This is a genomic window from Alicyclobacillus sp. SO9 (assembly GCF_016406125.1).
In the GTDB taxonomy this organism is placed as follows: domain Bacteria; phylum Bacillota; class Bacilli; order Alicyclobacillales; family Alicyclobacillaceae; genus SO9.
This window is the reverse complement of sequence record NZ_CP066339.1, coordinates 2,406,175-2,422,548: the sequence shown is the minus strand read 5'-3', so window position 1 is coordinate 2,422,548 and position 16,374 is coordinate 2,406,175. Positions and strand designations below refer to the sequence as shown.

The following is a 16,374-nucleotide window of genomic DNA, read 5'->3' as shown; positions in this document are numbered from 1 at the left end:
TTAAAGCACGCTCGGGCAAAGTCACGTTAACGCTAGTATAGATCAGTCGGAAAAACCATGTCAAAGTTTCGTATGAAGACACTGGCGCTTTCACGTCCATGCGGCAGCTCAACAACTTGATGGCCCAACCATATGACAGTCTTCACCGATAGTTAGTGAATTGCAACGGCGTGTCCAAATCTGCTCCTTTCAGTGTCTGAATGACACTTTGCAGATCATCCCTGCTTTTGCCGCTGACGCGAACCTGTTCGCCTTGAATTGAGGCCTGCACCTTCAATTTCGTGTTCTTAATCAACTTGACAATCTGCTTCGCCTCATCCTGACCGATTCCCTGCTGCAACTTGACATTCTGACGAACGGTCCCACCGCTGGCAGGTTCCACTTTTCCCGGTTTCAAAGCTTTTAAGGAAACGCCTCTTTTAACGCATTTAGACTGCAGAACGTCATAAAGCGCAGATAGTTTGTACTCGTCATCAGATACGAGCACAATCTGTCCATCGTCAAGTTTCACTTCACTCTTACTTCCTTTAAAATCAAACCGATTTTGAATTTCCTTTGCGGTTTGATTTACTGCATTATCCACCTCCTGCATATCTAATTCACTGACCACATCAAACGAAGCATCCTTCGGCATAGCAGTTCCTCCTCTACGATAGACGTGTGTTTGGGTTTAAGCCTTGGCGGACTTTTTAAACACAACATATATGGGATGGTTCACACTTGGCAACTGTACCGTTTTTCCGTCTACACTTAAGCTTACCCCATGCACGTGACCGAGTCTGATATCCAAGACGCTATTTGCTGTCCAGGTCTTTGGCTGCTTGGGTTGAACTGTCATACCGCCAGGATTTCCGGCTTTCCCGTCCTGTGACACAATCTTCATCCAGCAGGGAGGTTGTGCCTGCATCTGTACACTCAACCCTTTCGTCGTAGTGACTATGTAGGTTTGGGTTCCAGTCTTGGTGTCAAAGGGTTGCGGCGTAACCTTAAAAACCGGCTTTGGCGGCGGTGTTGTCGTGTTATTAACGGCCGTATTGCCTGATTGTTGTGTCGAACCGTTTCCTGCACTATTTGCCGGGACACTAACCTGGGTGTGGTTGCTTCCGGTGCCATTCGCAGGGTTGCTGTTCCCATGGTGGTTCAACCACCACCAGCCCGCACCGAGAATCCCCAGACCAATGACAACTGTTGCGATTTGCCCAACCGGCGCACCGGTACCGCCTCGCTTCGGCTTACCCGTCCTTCGCAAAGAGTCGTTTACTGGCCGAGTAGGCCTCGGCGGTGGAGACGCTGGTCTTTCACGCCGCCCCGACTCCACCGCACTGGGCTCGTCCGGTACCGAAACTTTCCGATCGTTTCGAAGCAATTCGGTATCCTTGGTCTCACCAGGACTCCTCGTTGAACTCTGAGAAGCATGTGACTCTCTGTTTGAACTGCCGCCCGTCGTCTCGTCGCTGTCAGTACGACCCTCGGGTGGGGTCTCTTGAGAGTGCCTATGTGCAGCTGATTGCACGTCGAGCTGATTGAGCAATTCAAACCCGTCAAGTCCCAGCGCATCTGCATACGAACGAACAAATCCCCTGGCATAGACATCACCAGGTAAAACACTCCAGTCCCCAGTCTCGATAGCTTCTAGATACCGCTTGCGGATTTTTGTCTTGGTCTGAATGTCGTCCAGTGACAGCCCAAGTTCTTCTCTTTTCCGCCGCAGAACTTGTCCGACCTCGGCCATAAAAACACCCCTTCGTCTGAATTTGCCGCAACTTCATTCCTGCCAATTTATCGCTTGTCGTTCATAGCGTTCGTATTCAATGGGCTCATCAGGGTCTCTTCGCAATTCAATCAACATATTGAACAGTTTCCACCCAAAGTGTGAGTGACGGATAAAAATATCCGGGTGTTCGATAACCACAGGGGCAGGAAGTGACAGCACTTGTTCAACAAGTCGCATATGTTCTTCACCGCCCCGCAGTGTTGAGACAGCCCCATCAATAATATAGACGAATTGATCACCGTCAAATGTTTCATGAGGAAAGTCCTTGAGAATGGTTTGCTTCAGCAATGTTGACGAGATAAAGGTCCAGCGTTTGTTCGCATAAACGCTTGCGGCGACAATCGATTCAGTTTTCCCTACCCGCGGTTGCCCGCGTAATCCGATAATTTGACGACCAGGACGCTTCATGAGTTCGCCCAGAAAGTCTACCAGCACACCTAATTCATCCCGTACAAAACGATACGTCTTCGTCTCCGTATCACTCCGGTCAATAAACTTCCCGTGACGAAGCGCCATTCTATCGCGCAGGGACGGCGGCCGCAGAGCGGTCAACTCCACGTCGTGCAACGACTCGACAATGTTCTTCAGAGCCTCTACGCTGGAAGGCACATGAGTCTGAAGCAAAAAGCCGCGAGACTCTTCCGTCAAATCGTTGAGTTGCACAATATTAAAACCCAGCATTCCTAGCAGCGATGCCAGATCTCCAAGTAAGCCCGGACGGTTATGCAGAATTCGGTATTGAAAATAAAAATCCGTTACCGGGAGAGTAGTGTCCTGCTCTCGTCCCATATTAGGGTCTCCTTTCCTACTATCTTTCCGCGTTCCAGCCGTAACGATACAAACATTTCCGACTCAGGAATAAAGTAGTTACAACCCTACCTGCGCCAGCCACTTCTTTTGTATGTTCTTAGGAATCGCCTTCCAGGCTGTCGTCACATATTTAGACGTAACGTTCGATGGATTTAATTGTGCAAGCGCCTGCTTCGTTCCCTTGGGTAGCGCGGAGCCGGCTAAGACTAAGGCCGGACTGCTATCAACGGTTCTCACACCCGGCTTCCACTGTTTCGACACAACAGACTCAAGGTCACCCAGAACTGCCTTGGGATACGGGGGGCCCGGCTGCAAGACAACAGGCCCAGTCGCGCTGACAGCAGAGAAGACAACGGCATGTGCAGCCTGCAAAACAGTGGCGTTGTTTGCGGATATGGGCGACACTTCCACACTTACAGAAGGTACACCAAGCTTAGGTGCACCAGAAGACGTAGAACTATTGCCAGTGAGATTAGTTCCGGACGAAGTGAACTTCGTATCTGGTTTTAATACAGCGGTCGGATCCGCGCTGTAAATACCGCCAAAGAGCGCCTCTATTTCAGGTTTGCTCAGGCTCTGACGTCCGTTGGTAAGCATGCCAATCAAGTGGGCCGCCTTGGGTGGATTGACAGAAGCAGCAAGCCAACCCGCAATGTAGGCAGGAATGAGGTCATTTGGTACGACCTGTGCAATATTATTTGACGAACCTTGTGCCGGAGATGTTCCCACAAACTCAAAGTCCGTCTGTGTGTGCTGTTTGGCAATTTGAACGGCACTCTCCGGAATATCTCCTGGGAATACCACGATACAGAGATTCACGTTGTTGTGAATGGACGACTTATCCATCCGACTCTGCAACTCATTGCTTGTAACAGACTGAACAGACACTGCTAACGAAGACAGCGATGCATTTGTTTGCCGCAGTTTGGCTAGTGCAGACTCACTCCAACCAGCGGCTTTGTTCACTACCAAGATCTCCGCCGCAGGTTTCGAAACAGTCGGTTTCATTGAACCGAAATCTGGAGCGCCACACCCAGAAACAGTCATAGTCATCAGTGTAAAGAGTACTATTTTTCGAGCATGGTGAAAACGGTAAAAGTACACGGGGATTTCTCCTATTCAACAGCCTGTCTGCAGAGACATTGTATATTTTCCTCAACCAAAGTATATTGTACCATGGTTAAAGAGGGAATACTCACCTTGCCTTTCAAACGAGAACAGTGAATAATGAAGCTAAGAGGTGGTACTGATATGGAAGGGCAACCCCATGGAGAACATCTGTCCGTGGCAAAAGCATTGTATCAATTGGACTTTTACCTGAATACGCTCAATCTACCGGTCTCTGTCCGCGATTTGTATGAGGCTGCATATAAGCGGCGCCGAGGAGAAGCTTACGATGATCGGTGGCTGGACTACTTGGCAGATAACCCGGAAGTCGTAAATTCTCTAGACGAACCCTTCACTTCTCACACAATTATTGAAGTTCTCATGAAGACCGGACATGAACCTATTGTTCGCTCACTCATCAGAGAAGTGCGCAGGCGTGATATTGGTTTTACCCATGCCTATATGATTGGGTCTCACCGCCGTCGCTGACATTGACAAATATGTCATTAGCAGCCCAATTCCCGACAACTCACGGTGATGCCGGGACTTGGGATTCCAGCCAATCGTTATTAACCCCCTGACTGGTGATACCGGGCGTCTTCAATTGCTGAGTGAGCGAAAAGGGTTTTGTCTCCGTTGTACTTGCCAGCTTGTTGTATGCGCTTCTCCCCAGACCGGCCCCAGCGACAATTATGCCGTTTTGGAGGATGTATATCTGTGCATCGCTCACATTTACACTTCCACCATACAATCCTTGCAAGTAATTGTTAATCACCGTCTTAATCTGCTGATTCGTCGCTTTTGAGTTGACTTGGGCAGTGGCGGACACGATATACCCACCAGTGGGAGCAGCTTGTACATATAGTTCATTTACCGCCGATACATTGTTCAATTGCTTTGCAACTTGATGCAAAATACCGTTGGGCACATTGCCAGCGGCTGCTTGTGTAGCCTTCTGACCAGAAACCGTCTGGGAAGACGGCCGATTCAAGATGCCAGTGTGAGACATGACTAGCATGACAACAGCATACGCCATAGCGCCAAATGCGATGACGGTCATCAACAAACCGCCTTTATTCGACTTCCCTCTCACTGCAAACAACGGTCTCACCCCCTGCGAATCTATGAGCATAGATGGACCAACTTGTCCTGTTTTACTCTATGATTCGCAAGGAGATTTCATATCTATTTCACATGAACTTCTTTGCTTCACACGAACTTTTTGGCTTGCGCCGCTCCTTCCATTATCCACCTCGTGCCAGGTCGTCTCAAAGCAGAGCAATGGCCATCTTCGCACAACTGCAGCTGCTTTCATTGAAACAGACACTCCTCCCGCATCATTCTGACACAGGACCGTCTCCCGGGTGTCCCTGTTTTATTTGTTCCCACTGTTCTTTCGCAACAAGGACTTCTCTCGGTTTGCTGCCTTCGAAGTGTCCAACCATCCCTTGCAACTCCATTTGGTCAACAATTCTTGCCGCACGCGCATACCCTACTCGGAACCTGCGTTGAATCATGGACACGGAAGCTTGTCCATTGTCAATGACCAAATCCACAGCATCAGAAAAGAGCGGGTCCAATTCCGCCGCAGCACTCTCTTCTTGCGTTTCTCCCACGTGATTTAAGTCAACTGTATACACTGCATCTTGCTGTGTCTTCACGTAGTCCACCAGACGCTCAATCTCATCCTCTGAAATGAATGCACCCTGAACACGCGTAGGTTTCGATGCACCGACGGGGACGTAGAGCATGTCGCCGCGACCTAACAGTTTTTCTGCACCGCCCGAGTCCAGAATCGTCCTCGAGTCGGCCATAGAAGACACAGAGAAGGCAATTCTGCTAGGTATGTTTGCCTTGATGACACCCGTAATTACATCGACAGACGGACGCTGTGTCGCCACAATTAGGTGAATTCCAGCCGCTCTTGCCATTTGGGCAATTCGGCAAATCGCGTCTTCCACGTCTCCAGGTGCCACCATCATTAAGTCTGCCAATTCATCAACAATTACAACGATATACGGAAGCTCATCGAGTCCGTCAGACCGAAGCATTTGGTTGTACCTTTCGATGTCACGCGCTCCACGCTCTGCAAACGAACGGTAACGAGATTCCATCTCCTGGATGACTTTCTTCAATGCAAATGCAGCCTTACGCGGGTCCGTTACCACGGGTGCCAGTAAGTGAGGGATACCGTTATATACGCTTAATTCCACCATTTTCGGGTCAATCATCAAGAACTTCACTTCATGCGGCTTAGCCTTCATCAGCACGGCCGTAATAATGCCGTTGATACAGACACTCTTTCCCGATCCCGTTGCCCCTGCCACCAACAAGTGCGGCATTTTTTGGAGGTCCCCAACAATGGCAGCGCCGCTAATGTCGCGCCCCAAGGCAAGAGACAGCTTACTTTGCCCATTGGTAAACTCCGGTGACTCCAACACCTCGCGCAGTGTCACAACGGAAACCTCTGCATTCGGCACTTCAATACCGATGACCGATTTCCCAGGCACCGGTGCTTCTACACGTATGTCTTGAGCTGCCAAGGCAAGAGCAATGTCGTCGGTCAAATTAACGACGCGGGATACCTTGACACCGATGGCCGGTTGCAGTTCATAACGAGTTACAGTCGGGCCGCGGCTAATCTCTAGCACTTTTGCCTTAACACCAAAGCTCTCCAGGGTTTGTTCCAGCTTTCGTGCGTTCTCCTGAGCGCTTTTATGGTCAAAACCACTTCTTCCGCCTTTCGGGACGCTCAGCATCCGGACGGACGGCAGCCGGTAGTTTTCGTCTCGCACAGGAACTCCTACTGTGTACGGCTCTATCGGCCCTTCTTCTGTTGCCTTTTTTGCACTTTTCACAGGCGCATCTTTTGGGCGGGAAGAAGGAGCATCCGGAAACTTCATTGTCAACTGGTTTCCTACCTGCTGCAAATGCCCCTTCGCTGCGTCTGGAGCATCCGATGATGTTTGCTCTTCTACACCGGACGTATCCCCTGCTCCTGCAGCAAAATCTCTCACCACCGGCGTCTCAACCTCTGAATGATGGGATTCTGACCACTCTGCATCCAAGACGAGGCCTGCAGACTTGTCCCGTCCTCTGTCCGGCGCAGACCGTTTCTTGGCGCTTTTCTTCCCTTCGCTTTTTTTATCCTTCCGCCCGCTGTCACCCGCCCCAAACAACACATCTATGTACTGCTTACTGCCAGTCCATAGACTGTCCAGCCGCTTTTCCATCCAACTGGTGCCTCTTTGAATACCGGCAACCAGGGACTGTTGAGTCAGAAGTGCAGCTCCGATAATCACAACAAATACCAGCATCACCTTCACACCTAACAGGTGTGCTCCAGGTCCGCCGAACAGCTTGTAGAATACGCTGAACAACGCATACCCGACGAGCCCCCCGCCTGCACCGGATACACTGCCCGGGGGCGCCTTGGCGGGATGTAAGACTGCTACGCCCATGTTTTTGACCGCCGTCAGTGTGACGTGAAACAAGGGCGGATTCCCTTGATAATACGGCAGCACCTGTTGAAAAAACCACATTTCAAGATAGGTCAGCAAACTCAGAAATAAAATCAAGAGTCCCATATGTCGACTGTTCCACGGAAATGCACTGCGCTGTATCATGATGTAAACTGCAGCGTACCCAATAAACAGCGGGACAAGAAAACTCCAGCTTCCTGTCAGGTAAATGAACGCTACATCAATAGACCGTCCGACAATTCCTAGGCGACCTAAAGCCAAAGCTGCGAGAGCAAGCAATCCCAGCCCAGTTAATTCATACCGAAGTACATGTTGCTTGTGTTGCTTCTTTCCCATTGGTGCGCCTCCTACATGTCTCGAACACAGCATACTCCGTATGATAAATTCGAGGCAAGGCGCACCATTCCTGCCGGGAAGGCCAAGCTACTTGTTTTTAGCCCGCTCACCGAGTATAGTTCCAGGCTGCCAGTCGGGGTTTAAGTAGTCATTTGCATCGGGGCTGATCAGCCGAGAAATCCGCCTCTGGCCTCCCACATTTTCAATCAGCATAATAGCTGACCCCACGTTCAGTTCCTCAAGTTCGTAATCCTTGTCACAGCCTTCCATCACCTGTTCAAAAGACCTAAGACTCCAAAACAGTGTCATTGTGTGAGCCCCACTCCCATCTGCTGCTGACGCTTTGTCTGTGTCACCATTGACTGAAGTTTAGCTAACGCTTTGTTTAGGCCGCCAATTTCATTCACGAGCCCGTAGTTGACTGCATCTATCCCCACAATATTCGTCCCAATATCACGTGCAAGTTCACCGGTGTTCAACATTAAATTGCGAAATGTGTGCTCCGTAATCCGTGAGTGGCCGACGACGAAACGAATCACACGCTCCTGCATCTTTTCCATGTATTCAAAAGACTGAGGCGCTCCAATGACCATTCCGGTCAGTCTAATCGGGTGAATTGTCATAGAGGCCGTCTCAGCGATATACGTGTAGTCAGTGCTCACAGCAATCGGAACGCCAATCGAATGGCCTCCCCCGAGCACGAGTCCCACTGTAGGCTTACTCAGGCTGGCAACCATCTCAGCGATGGCCAACCCAGCCTCAACGTCGCCGCCAAGGGTGTTCAGTATGAGCAGAAGACCTTCAATGTCCTTGTTCTGCTCTACCGCGACCAGTTGGGGAATAATGTGTTCATATTTAGTGGTCTTGTTCTGAGCCGGCAGCACCACATGTCCTTCTATCTGACCAATGATGGAAACCGTATAAAGCTTTGATTGAGGCTTTGCAGGCTGCGGTTGCCCCAAAGCTTCAATCCCCCGTATCGCGGAATCTTCCTTGGCCTCCGGGGATTGCTGCTGTGTATCAGGTTCATTTCCATTAGGCACATTCCCATCTCCTCTCAGACTCACAGATGTAGTATGAGGAGACAATCGCGCAAGCATACAAAAAAGCCTGCCTCAGTAGGCAGGCTCCACATGTGTTTGGGGTGAATCATCAAACTTCCATGATAATCGGCAGAATCATAGGCCGCCGACGCGTTTGCTCATACAAGAAGCGCCCCAGGGTGTCTCTGACCGCTGTCTTCAAGGATGACCACTCACTGACGTTTTCAGCAACCAGTTTGCCAAGGGTATTTTCAACAAGTTTGCTTGCCTCTTCCAAAAGCGCTTCAGATTCACGAACATAGACAAATCCGCGAGAGATAATGTCTGGCCCGGAAAGAATCGCGCCGGTCGTCTTCCCTAGAGTGACAACGACTACCAAGATGCCATCCTGTGACAATAACTTCCGATCCCGCAAGACGATATTTCCAACATCGCCCACACCCAGACCGTCAATCATCACCATACCGGCTGAAATCTTGGCACCCAGGTGAGCCTCCTTATTTTCGAACTCCAGGACATCGCCCAAGTCGAGAATAAATACGTTCTCAGGCTCAACCCCGGTTTCTTCTGCCAGCATTGCATGTCTGCGCTGCATGCGAAATTCACCGTGAACCGGAACGAAATACTGAGGACGGACCAAATTCAGCATCAGTTTCAGTTCTTCCTGGCTGCCGTGACCCGATACGTGAACACCTTGATAAATGACGTTTGCACCAATCCGGAATAATTGATCGATTGTGCGAGAAATCGACAATTCATTTCCGGGGATTGGCGAACTTGCCAAAACCACTGTGTCTCCGGGGTAAATCTCCACCTTCCGGTGCGCATTTCTCGCCATCCGAGTCAACGCAGACATCGGTTCGCCTTGCGATCCCGTTGAAAGGATAATCAGCTTTTCAGCTGGAACCTTGTTGATGTCGTCAGGGTCGATTAAAGTGCTTGGCTCAATTTCCAAATACCCTAAATCGATGGCTGTCTGGATGTTATTCACCATGCTGCGACCAATGACCGCAACTTTACGCCCATACTTTTCCGCCGACAGGATAACCTGTTGCAACCTGTGAATGTTCGACGCAAATGTTGCCAAAATAAGGCGGCCGTCCGTCTTTGCGACAATGTCATCAATGGTTTTGCCAACGGATCGTTCAGAAGGCGTAAACCCGGGACGTTCTGCATTCGTACTGTCGGCAACTAGTGCAAGAACACCCTTGTCCCCATATTCGGCTAATTTGTTTAAATCTGCGTGTCGACCGTCAACAGGCGTATGGTCCACCTTGAAGTCACCCGTGTGCACCACCAGACCCTCCGGCGTATTAATCGCAAACCCGCCAGAATCCGGGATGCTGTGATTAACGTAAAAAAACGACACCGTAAAGGAACCAACCTGAATTCTCGATTTACTGTCAATCTCGTTTAACTGCACTGTATCAGACAAGCCGTGTTCCTTCAGCTTTCCGGAAACGAGACCCAACGTCAACTTGGTGCCGTAAACCGGCACGTTCAAGCTTTTCAGAACATATGGCAGTCCCCCGATATGGTCTTCATGACCATGTGTCAGAAAGATGCCGCGAACCTTGTCTTTGTTCTCCAACAGATAGGAAATATCCGGTATCACTATATCAATGCCAAGCATTTCTTCTTCTGGAAACTTCAGACCTGCATCCACAACAATAATGTCATTCCCGTAGCAGTAGGCGGTCATGTTTTTCCCGATCTCGCCAACCCCACCTAGTGGAATTATTGATAATTTCTTCCTCTTTGCCAAAATTGCACCTCCGCGATTTGCTGAAGCATTGTTTCTGAAATACAAAAACAACGATTTTTACATATGAATGTGCTGCCGTTCCTGATGCGCGTTCATAACAGACTCGCACACTAAACGGTCTCAGGATGCCCTTTTCAAGACATACAAATCCCAGGTCCCATACTTCCGGTCCGTCCAAGTAAGGGTAGGTTGATTCAATCCGTTTTCAAAGCCGCCGCACCATTCACTTAGTTGTCATTATACAGCTTTCCGTCACCCTCTACAACTTCCCCAACGAAAGTCAACAAAAAAGGTGCTTCAGCCAATGCTAAAGCACCTCGTAAGCGTGGTTCTACAACTTTAAAAATTCTCCTGTACCGCTACACGGGTAGCTGCATCTTCCCGAGTCGCTCCAGTTCTTCCTTGAGCAAGTTCTGAACTTCAACAGGAGCCTCTACCAAGGGCAGACGTAAAGGACCTGCATCCACATTCATCATCCTTAAAGCGGCTTTCAAGGGGCTGGGGTTACTTGTCTTAAACAGCGTTGTAAACATTGGCATCAAACGACCGTTCCAGACTGCAGCCTCTGCAGTATCGCCTGTCAGGAACGCATCAATCATTGCTGTCATCTCTTGGCCAACAACATGAGCAGCAACACTGACGACACCGTAACCTCCCAGCGACATAATCGGGAGTGTGAACTTGTCATCTCCGCTGTACATCAAGAAATCATCAGACTTCTTGGCGGCCAGTTCGGCGATGTAGGAGAAGTTCCCGCTGGCTTCTTTAATGGACGTAATATTCGGTATCTGAGCCAAACGCAAGACCGTATCAACGTCAATATTTACGCCGCAGCGGCCCGGGATGTTGTAGAGCATGATGGGTAGATTGACAGCTTCCGCCACCGTCTTAAAATGCTGATACAACCCTTCTTGTGAAGGCTTATTATAGTACGGTGAGACCTGCAGCAAACCGTCCACACCCACCGCTGCAGCCTCCTGTGACAATTCGACCGCTGATTTCGTGTCATTACTGCCAGTCCCGGCTATCACAGGTACTCTCTTGTTGACCGCTTCAACCGTCAGTTGAAACAGACGCAGTTTTTCCGAATGAGTAAGGGTCGGGGATTCTCCCGTCGTACCAGCAGCAACAATGGCTGTGGTTCCAGTCTCCAGAAGGTGGTTTACTATCCTTCTGATGCCCAACTCATCCAATTCCCCGCTTTCCGTAAAGGGCGTTACCATTGCAGTTACCAGTCGCCCATAATCCATAAAGACCACCTCATTTTAATGGTTAGCGCTTAAGCCAAACGCTTCATGCAAAGCCCGAATGCCTGCTTCCAGCTTTGCCAGGGGAACAATTACAGAAATACTTGCGTGAGAGTCAGATGACTGCAGCATTTGGACATCATAGGTTTTAAGGGCTTCTGCAATCCTCGCCATAACACCTGGGACACCTGCCATACCCGCACCCACTGCACTTATCTTGGCACAGTCCCTGACAATCACGGGACTCAAATTCATACTGGAGAGTACCTTTTCTGCTTCCTCAGTTTCTGCTTGGCCAACCGTAAACATGATTAAGTCAGGTGACACCAAAATCACGTCCAGGCTGACTCCATGAGCCGCTAAGGGCGAGAAGACGTCCACTTGGCCAATGCCTTCTTGACGCAGTTGAATCTGCGTGACAGGAGCTGTATGAGCCACACCGGTCACCTGTCGGTCTGAAAGTACATTGTGTTCAAGCGCTTCAAAGCCGCTGGTGACGAGTGTCCCCAAATCCTTCGATCGCGTACTCCGAACACGCACTGGAATGTTTTTCTGCATAGCGATTTCTACAGCCCGCGGATGGATGACTTTTGCCCCTTGATACGCGAGATTGCAGATTTCTGTATAGGTCATTCGTTTAATTTTCTGCGCTTCGTTCACAATCCGAGGATCTGCTGTCATAATCCCGTCTACATCTGTAAAAATGTCCACATATTCTGCGTCCAAAGCCACGCCCAAAGCCGTAGCTGAAGTATCGCTGCCGCCGCGCCCCAGAGTGGTGGTATCTCCATCCGGCGTCATTCCCTGAAAGCCGGTTACCACAACGATTTGGCCCTCTTTTACGGCATCAAGAATACGTGCTGTACGAATCTCTAGGATTCGTGCATTACCGTAGTCATTGTTCGTAATAATACCAGCCTGAGGCCCGCTCAGTACTGTGACTTCATGACCTTTGGACCGCAGCATACCCGCAAATACCACAGCCGAAATGGATTCACCGCAAGCCATCAGCATATCTCTGTCGCGCGGCGATGTCCCTAACGACTCATCCAGTACACCGAGGAGGGAATCGGTCGCATAGGGATCACCTTTTCTTCCCATAGCTGATACGACAACTACGACTTGCTTGTTATTCTGAACAGCGTCTTCGACATGTTCCAAGGCGGCCGTTCGCGTTTGTGGAGTAGCCAGTGAAGTACCGCCAAATTTCTGTACAACAATGTTCATGATGTCTCTCCTTTATGCTCTAGAAGTAAAAGGAAGACCTGCTAGTAACTCTGCAATCTGCACCGCATTCCAGGCAGCTCCCTTTAACAGGTTGTCAGCCACTACGAACATCAGAACCGTCTTGTCGTCTCCAAGTGATTGGCGTATCCGGCCCACGTAGGTATCTGTGCTCCCTTGTGCCATCTTGGGATGAGGAAACACACCCTCACCAGGATTGTCCGCCACCACAACTCCAGGAGCATCCTGAAGCCGTTCCCGTACACTCGCTGCCGTCACCGCGTCTTTAAACCGGAGTTCCACGCTTTCCGCATGACCGTAGACCACAGGTACTCGGACAGCCGTCGGCACAACTTCAAGATTTGGAAGAGAAAGTATTTTGCGTGACTCGTTGACAAGTTTCATTTCCTCTTTGGTATAGCCATTGTCCAAAAACACATCACATTGTGCGAGAACATTGCCAGCCATGGGGTAGTGATATGGCAACGATGCTACCGGAAAAGCCGTTGTCTCCTTCATTCCTGCCAACTCGTCTTCGAGGCCGGATATCCCCTTTTGTCCCATCCCGCTTACAGCTTGATACGTCGACACAGCGATTCGTTCGAGTCCCAAGTCTAATAACGGCTTGACAGCAACCATCAGTTGGATTGTGGAACAGTTGGGGTTGGCAATAATGCCATTGTGGTGAAAAGCCTCCTGAGAATTGGCCTCTGGGACAACCAGCGGTACTTCTGCGTCCATCCGAAAAGCGCTGCTGTTATCAATCACAACTGCGCCGCTGTTGACAGCTATCGGTGCAAACTCCTTGCTCGCTGTTGCCCCGGCGCTAAACAAGGCAATGTCGACACCCTGAAAGGACGTCTCGCCTGCTGCTTCAACGGTTAGTTCCTCACCGCAAAAAGTAATTGTTTCACCCGCCGATCTCGGAGACGCCAGCAAAACAAGTTTACCAACGGGAAAATCACGCCGTTCCAGTGTTTGGATCATTGCTCTGCCGACCGCTCCCGTCGCTCCTAATACGGCAACAGTATACTCCTGCTTCTTTTTCAAAAATCCTTCATCTCCTTTTCCCACGGCGTCTCTTTGACCGCAATTTATTTAACAAGGAAGTCTAGCTCCCTTACCTGCACGTAAACCAAAACAACTAATTGAAAGGCTGTGCAAAGCAAAGCAACCGCAACGAATCAGAACTCCGCAACTTATCAACAGCACGACTTGAAGCAGTGTGCGAACGACTTTATGAAGACTACTCAGAGCACTTCATATGCAACTATTTGCGCTCTTCACGCCACCGTTCAATCAATAGAGGCTGAAGTTGCTGTCCCGTCATGGCCGCTTCACACGCGTCTGGAATCAGACGCATGAGTGAGACTAATGAGTTCATTTTAACATGAGGTGAATCCTGGCCAAACGGAACAAAGAAAATATTTTTCATATTAAGCAGCTTTGCCAGGTTATAAGAGTTGAGACCCAACGCGTCATTTGTAGAAATGGCCAAAATGACCGGGCGGTTGTTTCTCATGGTTGCTTTCGCCGCCATCAAAACAGCAGAGTCGGTTTGGGCATTCGCCAGGCGACTCAAGGAACTGCCGGTACACGGCGCTATGATGAGGGCGTCCAGTTGCTTTGACGGTCCAAGCGGCTCGGCTTCCGGAATCGTGCAGATGGCGGTCTTGTCTGTAATTTTTTCAACTTTATCAGCCCATTCTCCTGCCTCGCCAAAACGAGTCGACACGCTCATGACGGTGCTGGAGAAAATTGGCACAACATCAGCACCCAGACTGACCAACCTCTCTATTTCCGGGACCACTTCCGCATACGTACAATGTGATCCCGTCATCGCAAAACCGATAGTCTTTCCTGTAAAATCCATTAGGATACCTCCCACTATAAATTAATGTTTTCTCCTATTTACTCTCTTATTCTCACGATTACGTACCTTGACAATTTGAGAGAGATTACCAGAATGCTAGATGTGCCAATTTTCAAACGGGTAGTCCGTAGCAGGAACAGAGATTGGTGCTATTTTACCAATACATGGAACATAATTATGTTCGCACATTTGGATGTCCACACGTTCCCTTGCGGTTTACCCTCCCATGTCACACTGGGTCTATGCCCTCACATTCCTTCGTACTACCTCTCAAGGGGTGGATGCCGTTTCTTGCTCCTTTACTGGGTCGTTGCCCTTATGGTGTAGATACTACGGCTTATCCGTGCTTCTGTTTGTCTTGGCGATTCATCGTGTACAAGCGAGTAAATCGAACTGACGAGTTTGAATCAAATCGGTTAAGCTGCCACCTGTAGTTGGGACCTCCGAAGTGGCCCCAGTAAATCCTCAGCGTTGTACTGAACTTGCTTTGTCCCCAATGTGTGTAGAACACGAATGAGTTTTCCACACAGCGCAATCAGTGACTGTTTCCTCTTCAAGGGATTGCACGTTCGGGTCGTGTAATAATCGTGCAACGCCTTGAACTCGGCGTTCTTGGCAACCATCGGCAATATGGCTCGAAAGAGTAGTGCCCTGAGCCGGGAGCGACCCCGCTTCGAGATTCCTGTTTTCCCTTTCCTCTTGCCAGAACTGTTCTCTTTCAGATTCAGTCCAGCGAGCCGGATAATCTGCTGTCCATGGTCGTATCCCCGTAGGTCGCCCACTTCAGCCAGGAATCCGGCAAGTGTGGTGACACCCATCCCTGGTACGCTCAGCATCTCTTCAGTGCCTGGAATCTGGTTCAGCAGTTGCTCCACCTGAGCCATGATTTCATCACGCTGCCGAGTGAACATCTCATACTGTTCTAGCAAAGCCATTAGTTCCAACCGAGCTGCCGTAAGCCCCTCTTTCAGACCAATAGACTTTTTAGCGGTACTCACAAGCCGTGTTGCTCGCTTCATACCGACAGCCCGCTTCACACCGCCCCTTTTCCACTGACCCACAATCTCGCTGGCGCCGAGTGAGACGAGGTCCTGTGGAAACGGAGACTTACGCAGTGTGATGAGTGACGTCTTACCTTCCCAGTCCTTAAACACCTGGGTGTATTCCGGAAAGAACCGGTCGAGCCAGTTCTGAATCCGCATTTGCACTTGCCCCAGATTCACCACGACCTTCTCTCTCAGGTTCATGAGGATTCGTAAATCCGCATAGATACCTGTTGGGAGTTTAGGCTCGGTGTACTTGCCGTCCTTGACGAGATTCGCAATAACCTTGGCATCCTTGTAGTCGTTCTTCGTTGGCGAGTTATCTTCCAACTCTTTGCTCTTGTTGACGTGGTGCGGATTCACTAGCACGAATCGAACGCTCAAGCCTTGCATGAAGGCACCTAACGGAAACCAGTAGTGTCCGGTCGGCTCAACACCAAAGACGACATCCGTCTTGCCGTGCAGCCGTTGCAACTCCTTCATCCACGTTACGAGTTTCGTCAGGCCCTCATCGTCATTGTTAAAAACACACTCTTTACCGAGCTCAATTCCACGGAAGTCAATGGCTCTCGCCACATGGGTTTGCTTCGCAATGTCGGCTCCCACAATGATGGTAGCGTCGGTAATTTGTTGAATTCGTTGATTTTGCTTCTGTTGGATCTTATACTTC

General features: G+C 49.8%; 15 protein-coding genes. 1 reads left to right on the top strand and 14 read right to left on the bottom strand.

The features are described 5' to 3' along the window. Positions 1-142: 142 nt before the first annotated feature. The 4 genes from GI364_RS10970 to GI364_RS10955 all read right to left on the bottom strand — a co-directional run bounded on the left by GI364_RS10970 (position 143) and on the right by GI364_RS10955 (position 3,688). Positions 143-634 (bottom strand): YajQ family cyclic di-GMP-binding protein, encoded by a 492-nt coding sequence (locus GI364_RS10970; RefSeq protein WP_198853598.1) that lies wholly within the window; start codon positions 632-634, stop codon positions 143-145. A 36-nt stretch (positions 635-670) separates the two neighbouring features. After that, entirely contained in the window at positions 671-1,732 is a 1,062-nt protein-coding gene (locus tag GI364_RS10965) for a RodZ domain-containing protein (protein WP_198853597.1), read from the bottom strand. Between the two features lie 33 nt (positions 1,733-1,765). After that, positions 1,766-2,563, bottom strand: a complete 798-nt coding sequence (locus tag GI364_RS10960; protein ID WP_198853596.1) for a DUF3388 domain-containing protein — start codon at positions 2,561-2,563, stop codon at positions 1,766-1,768. Between the two features lie 78 nt (positions 2,564-2,641). After that, complete coding sequence (locus GI364_RS10955; protein WP_198853595.1) at positions 2,642-3,688, bottom strand: hypothetical protein; 1,047 nt, start codon at positions 3,686-3,688, stop codon at positions 2,642-2,644. A 147-nt stretch (positions 3,689-3,835) separates the two neighbouring features. Here GI364_RS10955 and GI364_RS10950 point away from each other — a divergent pair, with 147 nt between their 5' ends. Then, positions 3,836-4,180 carry a hypothetical protein gene (locus tag GI364_RS10950; protein ID WP_198853594.1) on the top strand — a complete coding sequence of 115 codons (345 nt, stop codon included), beginning with the start codon at positions 3,836-3,838 and terminating at the stop codon, positions 4,178-4,180. A 40-nt stretch (positions 4,181-4,220) separates the two neighbouring features. On the opposite strand, the gene GI364_RS10945 is transcribed toward GI364_RS10950, so the two are convergent. From GI364_RS10945 to GI364_RS10900, 10 genes are all read right to left on the bottom strand, one after another. Next, on the bottom strand, positions 4,221-4,793 hold the full coding sequence (locus GI364_RS10945) for a hypothetical protein (protein ID WP_198853593.1): 573 nt from the start codon (positions 4,791-4,793) through the stop codon (positions 4,221-4,223). Positions 4,794-5,028: 235 nt separating this feature from the next. Then, positions 5,029-7,509: an FtsK/SpoIIIE family DNA translocase gene (locus GI364_RS10940; protein WP_198853592.1), complete on the bottom strand. Its 2,481-nt coding sequence runs from the start codon at positions 7,507-7,509 to the stop codon at positions 5,029-5,031. A gap of 87 nt (positions 7,510-7,596) precedes the next feature. Further along, a complete protein-coding gene (locus GI364_RS10935; RefSeq protein ID WP_198853591.1) occupies positions 7,597-7,818 on the bottom strand; it encodes a YlzJ-like family protein in 222 nt (73 codons plus the stop codon). After that, positions 7,815-8,609 (bottom strand): ClpP family protease, encoded by a 795-nt coding sequence (locus GI364_RS10930; protein WP_198853590.1) that lies wholly within the window; start codon positions 8,607-8,609, stop codon positions 7,815-7,817. The genes GI364_RS10935 and GI364_RS10930 overlap by 4 nt, the downstream gene beginning before the upstream one ends. A 52-nt stretch (positions 8,610-8,661) precedes the next feature. Continuing rightward, positions 8,662-10,317 (bottom strand): ribonuclease J, encoded by a 1,656-nt coding sequence (locus GI364_RS10925; protein ID WP_198853589.1) that lies wholly within the window; start codon positions 10,315-10,317, stop codon positions 8,662-8,664. Positions 10,318-10,676: 359 nt separating this feature from the next. Beyond that, positions 10,677-11,567, bottom strand: coding sequence for a 4-hydroxy-tetrahydrodipicolinate synthase (dapA, locus tag GI364_RS10920; protein ID WP_198853588.1), 891 nt, complete (start codon positions 11,565-11,567; stop codon positions 10,677-10,679). Positions 11,568-11,582: 15 nt separating this feature from the next. After that, positions 11,583-12,791, bottom strand: coding sequence for an aspartate kinase (dapG, locus tag GI364_RS10915; protein WP_198853587.1), 1,209 nt, complete (start codon positions 12,789-12,791; stop codon positions 11,583-11,585). Between the two features lie 12 nt (positions 12,792-12,803). Continuing rightward, positions 12,804-13,838 carry an aspartate-semialdehyde dehydrogenase gene (locus tag GI364_RS10910; RefSeq protein WP_198853586.1) on the bottom strand — a complete coding sequence of 345 codons (1,035 nt, stop codon included), beginning with the start codon at positions 13,836-13,838 and terminating at the stop codon, positions 12,804-12,806. A gap of 220 nt (positions 13,839-14,058) precedes the next feature. Then, positions 14,059-14,661 carry a dipicolinate synthase subunit B gene (locus tag GI364_RS10905; protein ID WP_198853585.1) on the bottom strand — a complete coding sequence of 201 codons (603 nt, stop codon included), beginning with the start codon at positions 14,659-14,661 and terminating at the stop codon, positions 14,059-14,061. 416 nt (positions 14,662-15,077) lie between these two features. After that, positions 15,078-16,364: an IS110 family RNA-guided transposase gene (locus GI364_RS10900; protein WP_198853970.1), complete on the bottom strand. Its 1,287-nt coding sequence runs from the start codon at positions 16,362-16,364 to the stop codon at positions 15,078-15,080. Positions 16,365-16,374 lie beyond the last annotated feature (10 nt).

What these genes read in the sequence shown, in the direction of transcription:
- GI364_RS10970 (WP_198853598.1), bottom strand. Translation starts at nt 634, where the DNA reads ATGCCGAAGGATGCTTCGTTTGATGTGGTCAGTGAATTAGATATGCAG.
- GI364_RS10965 (WP_198853597.1), bottom strand. Translation starts at nt 1,732, where the DNA reads ATGGCCGAGGTCGGACAAGTTCTGCGGCGGAAAAGAGAAGAACTTGGG.
- GI364_RS10960 (WP_198853596.1), bottom strand. Translation starts at nt 2,563, where the DNA reads ATGGGACGAGAGCAGGACACTACTCTCCCGGTAACGGATTTTTATTTT.
- GI364_RS10950 (WP_198853594.1), top strand. Translation starts at nt 3,836, where the DNA reads ATGGAAGGGCAACCCCATGGAGAACATCTGTCCGTGGCAAAAGCATTG.
- GI364_RS10940 (WP_198853592.1), bottom strand. Translation starts at nt 7,509, where the DNA reads ATGGGAAAGAAGCAACACAAGCAACATGTACTTCGGTATGAATTAACT.
- GI364_RS10935 (WP_198853591.1), bottom strand. Translation starts at nt 7,818, where the DNA reads ATGACACTGTTTTGGAGTCTTAGGTCTTTTGAACAGGTGATGGAAGGC.
- GI364_RS10930 (WP_198853590.1), bottom strand. Translation starts at nt 8,609, where the DNA reads ATGCTTGCGCGATTGTCTCCTCATACTACATCTGTGAGTCTGAGAGGA.
- dapA (WP_198853588.1), bottom strand. Translation starts at nt 11,567, where the DNA reads ATGGATTATGGGCGACTGGTAACTGCAATGGTAACGCCCTTTACGGAA.
- dapG (WP_198853587.1), bottom strand. Translation starts at nt 12,791, where the DNA reads ATGAACATTGTTGTACAGAAATTTGGCGGTACTTCACTGGCTACTCCA.
- GI364_RS10905 (WP_198853585.1), bottom strand. Translation starts at nt 14,661, where the DNA reads ATGGATTTTACAGGAAAGACTATCGGTTTTGCGATGACGGGATCACAT.